This window comes from Paenibacillus sp. FSL H7-0716 (genome assembly GCF_038002705.1).
Lineage (GTDB): Bacteria > Bacillota > Bacilli > Paenibacillales > Paenibacillaceae > Paenibacillus_AQ > Paenibacillus_AQ odorifer.
In genome coordinates this window covers 260,384-275,949 of sequence record NZ_JBBODA010000006.1, presented here as the reverse complement: position 1 = coordinate 275,949, position 15,566 = coordinate 260,384, and the positions used below count along the sequence as shown (strand labels likewise).

At 44.6% G+C, this 15,566-nt stretch carries 18 protein-coding genes; all 18 read left to right on the top strand.

Features of this window, described 5'->3' with window-relative positions; translation table 11 throughout:
- The first annotated feature begins 67 nt into the window (after nt 1-67).
- The 18 genes from rpoC (at nt 68) to rpsQ (ending at nt 15,553) form a co-directional block, all read left to right on the top strand.
- A complete protein-coding gene (gene rpoC / locus MHH60_RS11100; protein ID WP_076138440.1) occupies nt 68-3,679 on the top strand; it encodes a DNA-directed RNA polymerase subunit beta' in 3,612 nt (1,203 codons plus the stop codon).
- 180 nt (nt 3,680-3,859) lie between these two features.
- Entirely contained in the window at nt 3,860-4,111 is a 252-nt protein-coding gene (locus tag MHH60_RS11095; RefSeq protein ID WP_038573459.1) for a ribosomal L7Ae/L30e/S12e/Gadd45 family protein, read from the top strand.
- Between the two features lie 133 nt (nt 4,112-4,244).
- Nucleotides 4,245-4,664, top strand: coding sequence for a 30S ribosomal protein S12 (rpsL, locus tag MHH60_RS11090; RefSeq protein ID WP_036680518.1), 420 nt, complete (start codon nt 4,245-4,247; stop codon nt 4,662-4,664).
- Nucleotides 4,665-4,709: 45 nt separating this feature from the next.
- Complete coding sequence (gene rpsG / locus MHH60_RS11085; protein ID WP_036680520.1) at nt 4,710-5,180, top strand: 30S ribosomal protein S7; 471 nt, start codon at nt 4,710-4,712, stop codon at nt 5,178-5,180.
- 47 nt (nt 5,181-5,227) lie between these two features.
- Nucleotides 5,228-7,306 (top strand): elongation factor G, encoded by a 2,079-nt coding sequence (gene fusA, locus MHH60_RS11080; protein ID WP_036680521.1) that lies wholly within the window; start codon nt 5,228-5,230, stop codon nt 7,304-7,306.
- A 109-nt stretch (nt 7,307-7,415) separates the two neighbouring features.
- Nucleotides 7,416-8,606 carry an elongation factor Tu gene (tuf, locus tag MHH60_RS11075; RefSeq protein WP_036680523.1) on the top strand — a complete coding sequence of 397 codons (1,191 nt, stop codon included), beginning with the start codon at nt 7,416-7,418 and terminating at the stop codon, nt 8,604-8,606.
- Between the two features lie 261 nt (nt 8,607-8,867).
- The gene (locus MHH60_RS11070; protein ID WP_076138441.1) at nt 8,868-10,217 is read left to right on the top strand and encodes a globin-coupled sensor protein; all 1,350 of its coding nucleotides are present in this window, start codon (nt 8,868-8,870) and stop codon (nt 10,215-10,217) included.
- A 225-nt stretch (nt 10,218-10,442) separates the two neighbouring features.
- Nucleotides 10,443-10,751 carry a 30S ribosomal protein S10 gene (rpsJ, locus tag MHH60_RS11065; protein ID WP_017692074.1) on the top strand — a complete coding sequence of 103 codons (309 nt, stop codon included), beginning with the start codon at nt 10,443-10,445 and terminating at the stop codon, nt 10,749-10,751.
- 42 nt (nt 10,752-10,793) lie between these two features.
- Entirely contained in the window at nt 10,794-11,417 is a 624-nt protein-coding gene (rplC, locus tag MHH60_RS11060) for a 50S ribosomal protein L3 (protein WP_036680532.1), read from the top strand.
- 25 nt (nt 11,418-11,442) lie between these two features.
- Nucleotides 11,443-12,066, top strand: a complete 624-nt coding sequence (gene rplD, locus MHH60_RS11055) for a 50S ribosomal protein L4 (RefSeq protein ID WP_036680536.1) — start codon at nt 11,443-11,445, stop codon at nt 12,064-12,066.
- Nucleotides 12,066-12,359 carry a 50S ribosomal protein L23 gene (rplW, locus tag MHH60_RS11050; RefSeq protein WP_036680537.1) on the top strand — a complete coding sequence of 98 codons (294 nt, stop codon included), beginning with the start codon at nt 12,066-12,068 and terminating at the stop codon, nt 12,357-12,359. Before rplD ends, rplW begins: the two co-directional genes overlap by 1 nt.
- Nucleotides 12,360-12,388: 29 nt before the next feature.
- Nucleotides 12,389-13,219, top strand: coding sequence for a 50S ribosomal protein L2 (gene rplB / locus MHH60_RS11045; RefSeq protein ID WP_036680541.1), 831 nt, complete (start codon nt 12,389-12,391; stop codon nt 13,217-13,219).
- Between the two features lie 76 nt (nt 13,220-13,295).
- Entirely contained in the window at nt 13,296-13,574 is a 279-nt protein-coding gene (rpsS, locus tag MHH60_RS11040; protein WP_036652940.1) for a 30S ribosomal protein S19, read from the top strand.
- 33 nt (nt 13,575-13,607) lie between these two features.
- The gene (rplV, locus tag MHH60_RS11035; protein WP_036680546.1) at nt 13,608-13,940 is read left to right on the top strand and encodes a 50S ribosomal protein L22; all 333 of its coding nucleotides are present in this window, start codon (nt 13,608-13,610) and stop codon (nt 13,938-13,940) included.
- A 13-nt stretch (nt 13,941-13,953) separates the two neighbouring features.
- Nucleotides 13,954-14,619, top strand: coding sequence for a 30S ribosomal protein S3 (rpsC, locus tag MHH60_RS11030; protein ID WP_038573452.1), 666 nt, complete (start codon nt 13,954-13,956; stop codon nt 14,617-14,619).
- A gap of 2 nt (nt 14,620-14,621) precedes the next feature.
- Nucleotides 14,622-15,056 (top strand): 50S ribosomal protein L16, encoded by a 435-nt coding sequence (gene rplP / locus MHH60_RS11025; protein WP_036680552.1) that lies wholly within the window; start codon nt 14,622-14,624, stop codon nt 15,054-15,056.
- Nucleotides 15,046-15,243, top strand: coding sequence for a 50S ribosomal protein L29 (gene rpmC, locus MHH60_RS11020; protein WP_019908232.1), 198 nt, complete (start codon nt 15,046-15,048; stop codon nt 15,241-15,243). Before rplP ends, rpmC begins: the two co-directional genes overlap by 11 nt.
- Nucleotides 15,244-15,286: 43 nt before the next feature.
- Complete coding sequence (rpsQ, locus tag MHH60_RS11015) at nt 15,287-15,553, top strand: 30S ribosomal protein S17 (protein ID WP_036680554.1); 267 nt, start codon at nt 15,287-15,289, stop codon at nt 15,551-15,553.
- Nucleotides 15,554-15,566 lie beyond the last annotated feature (13 nt).

Here is a 15,566-nt window from a genome sequence, read left to right as displayed (position 1 = left end):
TTTGATGTAACAGTCAGAAGAGGGCAAAGCGGTACTAAATCAGGATTAGGTTAAGGAGGGTTGCTCCTTGTTGGACGTTAACAATTTTGAATTTATGAAAATCGGACTCGCTTCTCCGGAGAAGATTCGTTCATGGTCCCGCGGAGAAGTTAAGAAACCGGAAACCATTAACTATCGTACATTGAAACCGGAAAAAGAGGGTCTTTTCTGTGAGCGTATCTTTGGACCACAAAAAGACTGGGAATGTCATTGCGGTAAATACAAACGTGTCCGTTATAAGGGCGTAGTCTGCGACCGTTGTGGCGTTGAGGTTACCCGTGCTAAAGTTCGTCGTGAACGTATGGGTCACATTGAATTGGCTGCTCCGGTATCTCATATCTGGTATTTCAAAGGTATCCCAAGCCGCATGGGGCTTGCACTAGATATGTCTCCAAGATCACTTGAAGAAATTATCTATTTCGCATCTTATGTTGTAACGGATCCAGGTGAAACTCCACTGGAAAAGAAACAACTTCTGTCCGAGAAAGAATATCGTAGCTACCGTGAAAAATACGGTTACGGTTTCCAAGCCGGCATGGGTGCTGAAGCTGTTAAAAAGCTTCTTCAAGATATCGACATCGATAAAGAGCTGGAATTCCTCAAAGAAGAACTGCGTACGGCCCAAGGCCAACGCCGTAACCGGGCGATCAAACGTCTGGAAGTCATTGAAGCATTCCGTAACTCCGGCAACAAGCCTGATTGGATGATCATGGATGTTCTTCCGGTTATTCCTCCGGAGCTTCGTCCGATGGTTCAATTGGATGGTGGCCGTTTTGCTACGTCCGACTTGAATGATCTCTATCGCCGTGTTATTAACCGGAACAACCGTCTGAAAAGACTGCTTGATCTCGGTGCTCCTGACATTATCGTGCAGAACGAAAAACGGATGCTCCAGGAAGCTGTCGATGCTCTCATCGATAACGGCCGTCGGGGACGTCCGGTAACCGGTCCTGGTAACCGTCCGCTTAAATCGCTCAGCCATATGCTGAAAGGTAAACAAGGACGTTTCCGCCAGAACTTGCTCGGTAAACGGGTTGACTACTCTGGACGTTCCGTTATCGTAGTAGGACCGTACCTCAAGATGTATCAATGCGGACTTCCTAAGAAAATGGCGTTAGAATTGTTCAAACCTTTTGTTATGAAAGAATTGGTTAATAAGGGCCTTGCCCACAACATAAAGAGCGCGAAACGTAAAGTTGAACGCGTAAGTCCTGAAGTTTGGGATGTACTCGAAGAAGTAATTAGAGAACACCCAGTACTTCTAAACCGCGCACCAACACTTCACCGTCTCGGTATTCAAGCATTTGAACCGATCTTGGTGGAAGGTCACGCTATTCGTCTTCACCCACTCGTATGTACGGCGTACAATGCCGACTTTGACGGTGACCAAATGGCGGTGCACGTTCCTCTGTCTGCAGAAGCTCAAGCGGAAGCACGCATTCTCATGCTTGCATCTGGTAATATCTTGAATCCTAAAGACGGTAAGCCAGTTGTAACACCTTCCCAGGATATGGTCCTTGGTACTTTCTACTTGACCATGGATAACAAGGAAGAAAAGGGTAGTGGTATGATTCTGCGTACCGTTAACGAAGCTGTATCAGCTTACCAACGCGGAACTGCAGGACTTCATGCTCGTGTTGCTATTCCGGCTAAAGCACTTGGCAAAACATGCTTTACGGAAGAACAACAAAATGCAATGTTGATTACTACGGTCGGTAAGATCATTTTTAATGAAATCTACCCAAGTAGTTTCCCTTATATCAACGAAGCAACCAAAACTAACTTGCTGCACGGCACACCTGAGAAATATTTTATCTACGAAAAAGGCGCGAACATTCGCGAGTTGATTGAATCCGCTCCAGAAGCCAGTGCTGTAGGTAAAGAATATCTGGGTCTGATTATTGCTCGTTGTTTTGAAACTTATCACACAACCAAAACTTCTATGATTTTGGATAAAATTAAACAACTCGGATTCACTTACTCCACACGTTCTGGTGTTACAGTTGCCGTGTCGGACGTTATTGTCCCTGAGGAGAAAGTTACGATCCTGAAAGAGTCTGAAGCTAAGGTTGATGTGGTTGCTAACCAATATCGCCGTGGTTTGATCACCAATGACGAACGGTATGACCGTGTTATTGAGATCTGGTCGAAGACTAAGGATGATCTTACGAACATCCTGCTTAAGTCGATGGACCGTTTCAACTCTATCATGCTCATGGTCGACTCTAAAGCGCGTGGTAACAAATCGCAGATCACTCAGTTGGGTGGTATGCGTGGTCTGATGGCAACACCTTCAGGTCGGATTTTCGAATTGCCAATCAAGGCAAACTTCCGTGAAGGTCTTACCGTCTTGGAGTACTTTATCTCCACTCACGGAGCGCGTAAAGGTCTTGCCGATACCGCACTTCGTACCGCGGACTCAGGGTATCTGACTCGTCGTCTTGTTGACGTTGCCCAGGACGTTATTGTCCGTGAAGAAGATTGTGGAACCGATAAAGGCTTCACAGTTAGTCGTATTCAGGATGGTAAAGAGGTTATCGAAGATCTGTATGACCGTATTGAAGGTCGTTACTGCTTCGAAACTGTTCGTCACCCAGAAACAGGCGAAATCATTGTTCACCGTAATGATTTGATTGACTCCGATAAAGCGGAGGCAATTGTAAACGCAGGTGTAACTAAGCTGCAAATTCGTTCTGTACTGAGCTGCCGTGCCCGTCATGGGGTTTGTAAGAAATGTTACGGACGTAACTTGGCAACTGGTAAACACGTTGAGATTGGTGAAGCAGTTGGTATTATTGCCGCACAATCTATCGGTGAACCAGGAACCCAGCTTACAATGCGTACGTTCCATACCGGCGGTGTTGCCGGTGATGACATCACTCAAGGTTTGCCGCGTATTCAGGAGTTGTTTGAAGCTCGTAACCCTAAAGGTCAAGCTACAATCAGTGAGATCGATGGCGTAATCAAGGAAATCCGTGAAACCAAAGACCGTCGCGAAATAGAGGTTCAAGGTGAAGCAGAATCCAAGACTTATTCCATTACTTATGGTTCGCGTCTACGTGTTAGCGAAGGTCAAGAAATCGAAGCCGGCGATGAGCTGACAGACGGTTCGATTGACCCTAAAGAAATGCTGCGTATCAAAGGGATCCGTGGGGTACAAAACTACATTCTGCAAGAAGTACAGCGTGTATACCGTAACCAAGGCGTTGAGATCAATGATAAGCACATTGAAGTTATGATCAAGCAAATGCTTCGGAAGATCCGTATCATTGACGCAGGTGACACAAGTCTGTTGCCGGGTGCATTTGCGGATATTCATGAGTACGAAGGTGCTAACAAGGAAGCAATCTTGTCTGGTAAAGAGCCTGCTGTTGCTAAACCAGTCTTGCTCGGTATTACCAAGGCGTCTCTTGAGACTGATTCCTTCTTGTCAGCTGCATCATTCCAAGAAACTACTCGTGTCCTAACAGACGCTGCTATCAAAGGTAAAGTAGATAAGTTGCTTGGACTTAAAGAAAATGTTATTATCGGTAAGTTGATTCCTGCAGGTACTGGGATGAACCGTTACCGTAACGTTAAGCTAAGTGATCCAAATGCAGAAAGCGAACTTGAAACATTAGAGACGGTTCCTGCTGAATAAATTAGCAATCATGGTAGTGTGCTCATGTCATACCTACTCATAGGTGTGGCATGAGTGTTCTGCTGTGTATAATTTCTATAAAAATTGTTGCTGAATTTCTTGACACCATCTATTGATAATGCTAAAATGTCTAAGGTGCGTGAGTAGCCATGTTATCCTTGTTCATTGGAGGTAAAGAGAATGACTGATGATAGAGGACTACAGGATGCTCAGGTCAAGATCGGTACCAAACAAACCGTCAAGGCGGTAGAGTTGGGCCTAGCCGCAGAAGTCTATGTGGCAGAGGACGGAGATCAAAGGCTTACTTCCAGGATAGTTTTGCTTTGTAACAAACAAGGTGTTAAGATCACATATGTGGATACGATGCTGAATTTGGGCAAGGCCTGCGGAATAGAAGTTGGCGCTGCGATGGCAGCCGTCTTAAAACAATAGCTACAGAAATGTTTTTGTACTGGGGTGAACACCAGCGGCAAGAACTTTTCATTTGTCTTTTTATGAACCGCCTGGGTCTGTGGGCTTAGAGTTCTTAAATCGACTATCATTTCAGGAAGGGGGTGGCAACAACATGCCAACAATTAACCAATTGGTTCGTAAAGGCCGTCAAGCCAAAATCGAAAAATCTAAATCTCCCGCTCTTCAAAAAGGGTATAACGCCCTCAAGCGTGAGGCTACAAATTTGAGCGCTCCGCAAAAACGCGGTGTGTGCACTCGTGTAGGCACAATGACTCCACGTAAACCAAACTCAGCGCTTCGTAAATATGCCCGTGTTCGTTTGACGAACCGTCTCGAGGTAACAGCTTATATCCCGGGTATCGGACATAACTTACAAGAGCACAGTGTTGTATTACTTCGCGGAGGTAAAGTAAAGGACCTTGCAGGGGTTCGTTACCATATCGTTCGTGGTGCTTTGGATACAGCAGGTGTAGCTAACCGGATGCAAGCTCGTTCTAAATACGGTGCAAAACGTCCTAAAGCTAAGAAATAAGATAACAATATCTGAATAATAAACATTTAAGAAAGGGGGATATCCATGCCACGCAAAGGTCCAGTTACAAAGAGAGACGTATTGCCAGATCCGTTGTATAATAGCAAGTTGGTTACTCGTTTGATTAACCGCATTATGCTGGGTGGTAAAAGAGGTGTCGCTCAAAGCATTCTGTACAATTCATTCAAATTGATTGAAGAACGTACGGGTAAAGATCCGATGGAAGTTTTCGAAGCTGCCATCAAGAATATCATGCCGGTTTTGGAAGTCAAAGCTCGTCGTGTCGGTGGTGCTAACTATCAAGTACCTATCGAGGTTAAACCAGAGAGACGTACTGCTCTGGGATTACGTTGGCTCGTAAACTACTCTCGCAACCGCGGTGAGAAGACTATGGAAGAGCGTTTGGCGGCTGAGATCATCGACGCTTCCAACAACACAGGCGCTTCTGTTAAGAAACGTGAAGATACACACAAAATGGCTGAAGCAAACAAAGCGTTCGCTCACTACCGTTGGTAGGATAAAGGTCATTCAAATAACTTATATTTTGAAGGGAGATCCATTTCATGGCTAGAGAGTTCTCCTTAAAAAATACACGTAACATCGGGATCATGGCGCATATTGATGCTGGTAAAACAACTACCACAGAGCGGATTCTTTTCTATACAGGCCGTACGCACAAAATCGGTGAAGTTCACGAGGGTGCTGCTACAATGGACTGGATGGAGCAAGAACAAGAGCGCGGAATCACGATTACGTCCGCTGCTACGACTGCTGCGTGGAAAGGTCACCGCATCAATATCATTGATACCCCAGGACACGTTGACTTCACTGTTGAAGTTGAACGTTCCCTGCGTGTATTGGATGGGGCAGTTGGTGTATTTAGTGCAAAAGAGGGCGTTGAGCCTCAGTCTGAAACCGTATGGAGACAGGCTGACCGTTATAACGTTCCCCGGATTGCATATGTAAACAAAATGGACATTATCGGTGCGGATTTCCTTAACGTAATCGAAACTATGCGTGATCGCCTTCAAGCCAATGCAGTTGCTATTCAATTGCCAATTGGTGCAGAAAGTGATTTCACTGGTATTATCGACCTAGTTGAGCAAAAAGCACACATGTTCAGAGATGATCTGGGCCAAAACATCGAAGTAACGGATATTCCGGAAGAATATTTGGCCAAAGTTGAGGAGCTGCGTCTCGAGTTGATCGAGAAAGTTGCTGAACTTGATGAGGATCTGACTATGAAGTATTTGGAAGGCGAAGAAATTACAATTCCGGAAATTAAAGCTGCAATTCGCAAAGGCGTAGTTGAAGTTAAATTGTTCCCTGTAATTGCTGGATCTTCCTACCGAAACAAAGGGATTCAGCTTATGCTGGATGCTGTTGTTGATTACTTGCCATCTCCTCTTGACGTTCCAGCTATTACTGGACATCTTGATGACGGTACAGAAGCTGTTCGTCACTCTTCGGATGAAGAGCCGTTTGCAGCTTTGGCATTTAAAATCATGACAGACCCTTATGTTGGTAAACTTACGTTCTTCCGTGTTTACTCAGGCGTACTTGAGTCCGGATCATACGTAGTTAATGCAACTAAGAACAAGCGTGAACGTATTGGTCGTATCCTTCAAATGCATGCGAACAGCCGTCAAGAAATTTCCATCGTGTATTCTGGCGACATCGCAGCTGCTGTTGGTTTGAAAGATACCAGTACAGGTGATACACTGTGTGATGAGAAGAATCCAGTAATTCTGGAATCAATGAACTTCCCTGATCCAGTTATCGAGATCGCTGTTGAACCAAAAACTAAAGCTGACCAAGATAAAATGGGCGTTGCTCTCGGAAAGTTGACTGAAGAGGATCCAACTCTTCGTGCTCACACTGATGAAGAAACAGGCCAAACAATCCTGGCTGGTATGGGTGAACTTCACTTGGACATCATCATCGACCGTATGCGTCGTGAGTTCAAAGTAGAAACCAATGTGGGTAAACCACAGGTTGCTTACCGCGAAACGTTCAAGGCACCTGCTCGCGTCGAAGGTAAATTTGTACGCCAATCTGGTGGTCGTGGTCAATACGGTCACGTATGGGTTGAATTTGAACCCCTCGAACCAGGTACTGGTAGCAAATTCGAAAGTAAAGTTGTTGGTGGCTCGGTTCCTAGAGAGTACATCGCTCCTGCACTTGCGGGTATTGAAGAACAAATGAAAAACGGCGTACTTGCTGGCTTCCCGCTAGTAGACGTTAAAGCTACCATCGTAGATGGTTCTTATCATGATGTCGATTCCAACGAAATGGCATTTAAAATTGCCGGTTCGATGGCACTCAAAGCAGCTAAAGACAAGTGTAAGCCTGTCCTGCTTGAGCCAATCATGAAAGTAGAAGTAACTGTTCCTGAGGAATATATGGGTGATGTAATGGGTATGCTGAACTCCCGCCGTGGCCGTATCGAAGGTATGGATTCCCGTGGTGGAGCGCAAATTATCCGTGCTAAGGTGCCTCTTTCCGAAATGTTCGGATACTCTACAACACTTCGTTCTGGTACACAAGGACGTGGCGTATTCTCAATGGAGCTTTCTCACTATGAAGAAGTTCCTAAATCCATTGCGGAAGAGATCGCTGCAAAGAACAAAGGCGCTGAATAATTACCAGTTTTAACTTGCCGTCCCGGGTATAAACACTCAGTCATCTAAGATTACACGTATGCGGGCGGCTCAAATATAAGGAACCCCACATTAAGGAGGAACTGTTCAAATGGCAAAGGCAAAGTTTGAACGTAACAAACCGCACGTTAACATCGGTACTATTGGTCACGTCGACCATGGTAAAACGACTCTGACTGCTGCAATCACTACTGTATTGTCCAAAACTTACGGTGGCGCAGCTATCGCATTCGATCAAATCGACAAAGCTCCTGAAGAGCGCGAACGTGGTATCACAATCTCCACTTCCCACGTTGAATATGAAACTCCTAACCGTCACTACGCTCACGTAGACTGCCCTGGTCACGCCGACTATGTTAAAAACATGATCACTGGCGCAGCGCAAATGGACGGAGCTATCCTGGTTGTATCCGCAGCTGATGGCCCAATGCCACAAACTCGCGAGCACATCCTGTTGTCCCGTCAAGTAGGCGTTCCTTACATCGTTGTCTTCTTGAACAAATGCGACATGGTTGAAGACGAAGAGTTGTTGGAATTGGTTGAAATGGAAGTTCGCGACTTGCTTAGCGAGTATGACTTCCCAGGCGACGATACTCCAATCATCCGTGGTTCTGCTCGTGAAGCTCTGCAAAACCCAGATGGCGATTACGCTAAAAAAATCATCGAAATGTTTGAAACAATCGATGAGTACATTCCACTTCCTGAGCGTCAAACTGACAAGCCTTTCTTGATGCCTGTCGAAGACGTATTCTCCATCACTGGCCGCGGTACTGTGGCAACTGGTCGCGTAGAACGCGGAACAGTTAAAGTCGGAGAAGAAATCGAAATCGTTGGTATTCACGAAGATACTAAGAAATCCGTAGTTACGGGCGTAGAAATGTTCCGTAAATTGCTGGATTCCGCTCAAGCTGGGGACAACATCGGAGCATTGCTTCGTGGTGTTGACCGTAACATGATCGAGCGTGGCCAAGTATTGGCTAAGCCGAACTCCGTTAAACCACACACTGAGTTCACTGCTCAAATTTACGTTCTGACAAAAGAAGAAGGTGGCCGTCACAAGCCTTTCTTCACTGGATACCGTCCACAGTTCTACTTCCGTACAACTGACGTAACTGGTATCATCAACTTGCCAGAAGGTACTGAAATGGTTATGCCTGGTGATAACATCTCCGTAACCGTACAACTGATCTCCCCAATCGCTATTGAAGAAGGTACTAAATTCTCCATTCGCGAAGGTGGCCGTACAGTTGGTGCTGGTAGCGTAGCTTCTATCCAAAAATAATAATTCGACTTCTATCTGCGGGTAGATTCCGAATTACAAACACCCCTGATTCTTCTTGCGGAGAATCAGGGGCTTTTTTTGTTTTTTTCTGAGAAAGATTTAATATTCGACACCAATTGATAATAAAGCATAACAATATGATCTTTTTCTACATAATTCGCCAAATTACAACAATCAATTGTTTACAATTATACTAATGATAGAGTAAAATGAAGGAGGAATAATAATGTAAAATAATAGGAATTGTGGGAGAGTGGTAATATGGGGAAATGTCCTTTTTCCTTCATGCATGCGTTAAATGCACGTAATAATAATGTAGATTCTCCTGCCTCTCATTCCTTAGACTTCAAGGATCAGAATCATTCTGTGGCAGAGTCTTTTCATAAGCTGGAGGGACATGGTGAGCTTAACGAGCAGATGAAAATGATTGATCTAACTGAAGCAGATTTGAACTTACTACGCAGGGTGAAACCTGTTGTTGAGCAGAATATAGACTATATCATTGATCAATTTTACAATTCGGTATTAGGCGTAAATAAACTTGAAGCTATTATTTTAGAGCATAGCAGTATAGAGAGGTTGAAAACTACTCTTCGTGGTCATATTCTAGAGATTTTTAATGGAAAGGTTGATGATGAGTACATAGCAAAGCGTCTAATGATCGCTAATATTCATAAAAAAGTAGGGCTTGAGCCTAAATGGTATTTATCTGCTTTTCAGAATCTTCAGAACGTATTTATACGCGTTATATATAATGAAACAAACGATGATAATACACGCCTTCGAGTGGTTCAGACCGTGACCAAGCTCCTTAACCTTGAGCAGCAGCTGGTTCTAGAAGAATATGAGAAGGAGAACATAAAAGAGAAGGAAGAGCAATATTTATTGGTGAAAAATGAATTAAAACAAAAAATTTCAGAGTTTAGCGTTGAATTGATAGATTATAGCATCGATACTAATGCTGCTGTGAAACAGCTAGTGGCAAGCAGCAATGAAGTAAGTAGAACATTCCAACGTACGGCTGCATCCGCTCTGGAGTCACAGGGATTAGCTACAGATGGTCATGAACACTTGGGTGATTTGACTGAGCAAATTAATCTTATATATCAGACCACCAGTGAGATGGAAGACTCGATCATTGAGTTAAGCGATTCCTCTAAGCAAATTCAAAAAATTGTGAACTCAGTAAGGGAAATTGCCGATCAGACTAAAATCCTCTCACTTAATGCAACGATTGAAGCCGCTAGAGCCGGTGAGCATGGTAGAGGTTTTAGTGTGGTTGCTCAAGAAGTTAGCCGGCTTGCAGAGGATACTAAGAGTACTGTAATTCAGATCGTAGAGCTAACAAATAAATCAGGTCTACTCACTCAGCAGGTTGTAGAAGAGATTCGTAAGGTGCAGGAGTTAACTAAGAATGGGAAGCACCAATCAGTCGAGACTAGTCTTTTGTTCTCTGATATTGTAGATGCTATGCGTAGCAGTACACAGGAGATTGTAATAGTGGAAGAAGAAATAAGAACCTTAATCCAAACCATTGAGGGGATCGGAACGGCGACGGCTCAGACTGCTTCCTCCGCAGAGTTTTTTAAGTCTGCCACAGAGAATCTTTAACATATATATAGTAGAAGAACAGCGCATGAAAAAAATATGCGTTGTTTTTCTATTTTCGCTTGCAATACTGCTGCCTATTATATATAATAATAAATGTTGTTCTGAGACGTTGCGATGATGTGAGAGGTTACTGACACACCCGGCCCCTTTGCCATGGGGACGAGGTCAGAAAATTTTCACGGAGTATGTCCGATACCAAATTGGGCGATAGAAGGAGGGACTAAAATGGCAAAGCAAAAAATTCGTATTCGCTTGAAAGCATACGACCACAGAATTCTTGATCAATCCGCTGAGAAGATTGTTGAAACAGCAAAACGTTCGGGTGCAGGTGTGTCCGGGCCGATTCCGTTACCAACTGAGAAGCAAATCATTACTATTCTCCGTGCGGTACACAAGTACAAGGATTCCCGTGAACAGTTTGAACAACGGACTCACAAACGTTTGATCGATATTGTGAACCCAACACCACAAACTGTGGATGCCTTGATGCGCTTGGATCTACCGTCCGGTGTAGATATCGAAATCAAATTGTAATTCTATTTTAAGTAATTTAGGAAAAGAAAAGAGGTGTCAACATTGAAAGGTATCTTAGGAAAAAAACTCGGTATGACTCAAGTGTTTACTCCAGAAGGTAACGTAATTCCTGTTACTGTTATCGAAGCAGGACCTTGTGTAGTACTGCAAAAGAAAGACCTGAATATCGACGGATATGAAGCAGTGCAATTGGGCTTTTCTGATAAAAAAGAAAAACGCTCCAATAAGCCTGAACAGGGTCACGCCAAAAAGGCAAATGCAACACCTAAGCGCTACGTTCGTGAAATTCGCGGTGTTGATCTCGGGTCTCTCGAGGTTGGACAAGAGCTGAAGGCTGATATCTTTGCTGAGGGCGAATTTGTTGACGTAACTGGTACATCTAAAGGTAAAGGTTTCCAAGGTAACATCAAACGTTGGGGACAAAGCCGCGGACCAATGGCACACGGATCGCGTTACCACAGAAGACCGGGCTCCATGGGTTCTATCCAAGCTAACCGTGTTCCTAAGGGCAAACGCCTTCCAGGACATATGGGTCATACGACTATTACGGTTCAAAAGCTTGAAATTATCAAGGTTGATGTTGAACGTAACGTATTGCTGGTTAAAGGCGCTATCCCAGGTCCTAAAAACAGCTTCGTGAAAGTTAAACAAACCGTTAAGAAATAATTATTGAAGAAAGGAGGAACATGAAATGCCAAAAGTAACACTTTTTAATATTAGTGGCAACGAAGTTGGTGAAGTGGAACTGAGCGATACAGTATTCGGTATTGAACCGAATGAGCACGTTCTACATGAAGCTGCGCTTATGCAAAGAGCTTCCCTACGTCGTGGTACACACAAAGTAAAAGGACGTTCTGAAGTTCGTGGCGGTGGACGTAAACCTTGGAAACAAAAAGGTACAGGTCGCGCTCGTCAAGGCTCCATTCGTTCTCCACAATGGAAAGGCGGCGGCGTTGTCTTCGGACCAACACCACGTAGCTATTCCTGGAAACTGCCTAAGAAGGTTCGTCGTTTGGCGATCAAATCCGCTTTGTCCTCGAAAGTACTCGAGAATGACATTATCGTATTGGATAGCTTGACAATGAATGCTCCGAAGACGAAAGAATTCGCAGCAATCCTGAACAACCTGAAAGTAGATCGTAAAGCGTTGATCGTAGCTACTAGCTATGATGATAACGTAGCACTTTCCGCTCGTAACATCCCTGGGGTGAAATTCGTAGCGGCTGACGGCATTAATGTTCTTGACGTACTGACGTACGACAAACTGATCATCACTAAAGAAGCAGTTCTGAAGGTAGAGGAGGTGTTCGCGTAATGAAAGATCCTCGTGATATTATCAAACGTCCGGTGATTACGGAACGTACTTCCGACTACATGAGCGAAATGAAATACGCTTTTGAAGTGGATATCCGTGCTAACAAAACCGAAATCAAAAAAGCTGTCGAGGCTATTTTCAAAGTAAAAGTAACTAATGTGAACACAATGCGCGTACCTGGCAAACTGAAACGTTATGGTAAATATTCTGGTTACACTCCAGAGTGGAAAAAAGCCATCGTTAAGCTTAGCCCGGACAGCAAACCGCTTGAATTTTTTGAAGCGGTAGAATAATACTCTGTTGAAGTAAGGAGGGAACTACAGTGCCAATCAAAAAGTACAAACCGACCTCTCCGGCAAGACGCGCTATGTCCGTGTCTACGTTTGAAGAAATTACAACAAACCAGCCAGAGAAATCGTTGCTTTCTCCGCTGTTCAAACATGCGGGACGCAACAACCAAGGTAAAATTACGGTTCGTCACCATGGCGGCGGACATAAACGTAAATACCGTATTATCGACTTCAAGCGGACTAAAGACGGCATACCAGGTAGCGTTGCTACAATCGAGTATGACCCGAACCGCACATCTAATATTGCTTTGATCCACTATGCTGATGGAGAGAAACGTTATATCATCGCTCCTAAAGGTCTAAGAGTTGGGGATAAAGTAGAGTCCGGTCCTGCGGCCGACATCAAAATTGGTAACAGTCTTCCACTGGAAAACATTCCAGTAGGTACAGTTATCCACAACATTGAGTTGAAACCAGGTAAAGGCGGACAATTGGTTCGCGCAGCTGGTACGGAAGCTCAATTGCTTGGTAAAGAAGAAAAATACTGTTCCGTTCGTTTGTCATCCGGTGAGGTTCGCAAGATCCTTAGCGTATGCCGTGCAACTATCGGTTCCGTAGGTAACGAAGATCACGAATTGATCAAAATCGGTAAAGCTGGACGTAGTCGCTGGCTCGGCCGTCGTCCTGAAGTTCGCGGGGTAGTAATGAACCCTAACGATCACCCACACGGTGGTGGTGAAGGTCGCGCTCCAATCGGACGTAAATCGCCAATGTCTCCATGGGGCAAACCAACCCTTGGTTACAAAACGCGTAAGAAAAACAAGGCATCTGATAAATATATCGTTCGCCGCCGCACTAAATAAGACGCTTCTGGCAAGTTAATAAAGCGCGAAGCGTCGATTCGCGGTTTGAAGAACCGGATGAAGGGAGGATTCACACATGGGTCGCAGTTTAAAGAAGGGGCCGTTTATTGATGGCTACCTGCTTAAAAAAGTTGAGGAACTGAACGAGGCTGAGAAAAAGGTTGTAGTTAAAACTTGGTCCCGTCGCTCAACCATTTTCCCTCAGTTTATCGGACATACGTTTGGTGTATATGACGGCCGTAAACACGTGCCTGTATACGTAACAGAAGATATGGTAGGTCACAAGTTGGGCGAGTTCGCGCCAACACGTACTTACAAAGGCCACGCGGGTGACGATAAGAAAACAAGAAGATAATAATAAGGTCTCTGTTTGAAAGGAGGTTAAACAATGGAAGCAAAAGCACATGCAAGATCGGTGCGAATTTCCGCTCGTAAAGCGAAACTGGTTGTTGACTTGATTCGCGGTAAGCAAGTGGGGGAAGCAATTGCTATTCTTCGCCACACTCCGAAATCCGCTTCTCCGGTCGTTGAAAAGTTGCTTAATTCGGCAATTGCGAATGCTGAGCATAACTATTCTTTGGACGTGAACAGTTTGTTCGTTAGCGAGGTTTTCGTTAACCAAGGACCTACTATGAAACGTTTCCGTCCGCGCGCCATGGGCCGCGCAAGTCGGATCAATAAACGCACGAGCCACATTACACTGGTGGTATCTGAGAAATAAGGAGGGATAACACGTGGGTCAAAAGGTAAATCCAATCGGACTCCGAATCGGTATTATTCGCGATTGGGAATCTAAATGGTATGCAGGAAAAGATTTCGGTACTCTTCTGATGGAAGACGTCAAAATCCGGGAATACCTTAAAGGCAAATTGAAGGATTCCGCTGTTTCCCATATCGAGATCGAAAGAGCGGCTAGCCGCGTGAACGTTACAATTCATACAGCTAAACCAGGTATGGTTATTGGTAAAGGCGGAGCAGAAGTAGAAGTACTTCGCAGCGCAGTTACAGCAATCGCTGGTGGCAAAAAAGTACACATCAACATCAATGAAATCAAGCACCCTGAATTGGATGCAATTCTTGTAGCTGAGAGCATTGCTCAACAATTGGAACGTCGTGTATCGTTCCGTCGTGCCCTCAAACAAGCGATTCAAAGAACTATGCGTTCTGGCGCAAAAGGGATTAAAACTCAAGTGGGCGGACGTCTTGGCGGAGCTGAGATTGCTCGTTCAGAAGGTTATAGCGAAGGAACAGTTCCACTTCATACGCTTCGTGCCGATATCGATTACGGAACGGCTGAAGCACATACAACTTACGGTCTTATCGGCGTAAAAGTATGGATCTACCGTGGAGAAGTTCTTCCCCCAGCTAAGAAACAAGCTGCTCAGGAAGGAGGCAACTAATCATGTTGGTACCAAAACGCGTAAAACACCGCAAGCAACAACGCGGACACATGAAGGGTATGGCAAAAGGCGGTACTGAATTGAACTTCGGCGAATTCGGCCTGGTTGCACTTGAACCGTCTTGGATCACTAACCGTCAGATCGAAGCTGCTCGTATCGCGATGACACGTTATATCAAACGTGGCGGTCAAGTTTGGATCAAGATTTTCCCAGATAAACCTATTACTCAAAAGCCTCTCGAGGTTCGTATGGGTAGTGGTAAAGGTAATGTTGAGAAATGGGTAGCCGTAGTTAAACCGGGCAAGATTATGTTCGAACTCGGAGGCGTGTCGGAAGAAATCGCTCGTGAAGCGATGCGTCTTGCCGCTCACAAGCTGCCTGTAAAGACTAAGTTTGTGAAACGTGAAGAATTGGGTGGTGAAGCAAATGAAAGCTAATGAACTTCGCAACTTAACCACTGCTGAGATTGAACAAAAGATCGCTGGATTCAAAGAGGAACTTTTTAATCTCCGTTTTCAATTGGCAACTGGCCAATTGGACAACCCAACTCGGATTCGTGACGTGCGTAAGGAAATAGCTCGTGCTAAAACCGTGATCCATCAAAGAGTGCTTGGGATTAGTTAAGTGAGACGGATCGCAGATCCGTATTCAGGAAGGAGGCTAACTAATGAGTGAAGAACGTAATGCACGTAAAGTGCTAATCGGTAAAGTGGTCAGTGATAAAATGGATAAAACCATCGTAGTTGCTGTTGAAACCTATAAGAAACACAATTTGTACCACAAACGCATCAAGTCTACGAAGAAATTCAAAGCACATGATGAGGGAAATGTTGCAAAGATTGGCGATACCGTAAAACTCATGGAAACTCGTCCGTTGTCTAAGGACAAACGTTGGAGACTAGTTGAAGTGGTAGAAGCAGCGGTTATCATCTAAGATAATCAAGAGA

What these genes read in the sequence shown, in the direction of transcription:
- rpmC (WP_019908232.1), top strand. Translation starts at nt 15,046, where the DNA reads ATGAAAGCTAATGAACTTCGCAACTTAACCACTGCTGAGATTGAACAA.
- rpsL (WP_036680518.1), top strand. Translation starts at nt 4,245, where the DNA reads ATGCCAACAATTAACCAATTGGTTCGTAAAGGCCGTCAAGCCAAAATC.
- rplD (WP_036680536.1), top strand. Translation starts at nt 11,443, where the DNA reads ATGCCAAAAGTAACACTTTTTAATATTAGTGGCAACGAAGTTGGTGAA.
- rplW (WP_036680537.1), top strand. Translation starts at nt 12,066, where the DNA reads ATGAAAGATCCTCGTGATATTATCAAACGTCCGGTGATTACGGAACGT.
- fusA (WP_036680521.1), top strand. Translation starts at nt 5,228, where the DNA reads ATGGCTAGAGAGTTCTCCTTAAAAAATACACGTAACATCGGGATCATG.
- rpsJ (WP_017692074.1), top strand. Translation starts at nt 10,443, where the DNA reads ATGGCAAAGCAAAAAATTCGTATTCGCTTGAAAGCATACGACCACAGA.
- rplP (WP_036680552.1), top strand. Translation starts at nt 14,622, where the DNA reads ATGTTGGTACCAAAACGCGTAAAACACCGCAAGCAACAACGCGGACAC.
- MHH60_RS11095 (WP_038573459.1), top strand. Translation starts at nt 3,860, where the DNA reads ATGACTGATGATAGAGGACTACAGGATGCTCAGGTCAAGATCGGTACC.
- tuf (WP_036680523.1), top strand. Translation starts at nt 7,416, where the DNA reads ATGGCAAAGGCAAAGTTTGAACGTAACAAACCGCACGTTAACATCGGT.
- MHH60_RS11070 (WP_076138441.1), top strand. Translation starts at nt 8,868, where the DNA reads ATGGGGAAATGTCCTTTTTCCTTCATGCATGCGTTAAATGCACGTAAT.
- rpsS (WP_036652940.1), top strand. Translation starts at nt 13,296, where the DNA reads ATGGGTCGCAGTTTAAAGAAGGGGCCGTTTATTGATGGCTACCTGCTT.
- rpsQ (WP_036680554.1), top strand. Translation starts at nt 15,287, where the DNA reads ATGAGTGAAGAACGTAATGCACGTAAAGTGCTAATCGGTAAAGTGGTC.
- rplV (WP_036680546.1), top strand. Translation starts at nt 13,608, where the DNA reads ATGGAAGCAAAAGCACATGCAAGATCGGTGCGAATTTCCGCTCGTAAA.
- rpsG (WP_036680520.1), top strand. Translation starts at nt 4,710, where the DNA reads ATGCCACGCAAAGGTCCAGTTACAAAGAGAGACGTATTGCCAGATCCG.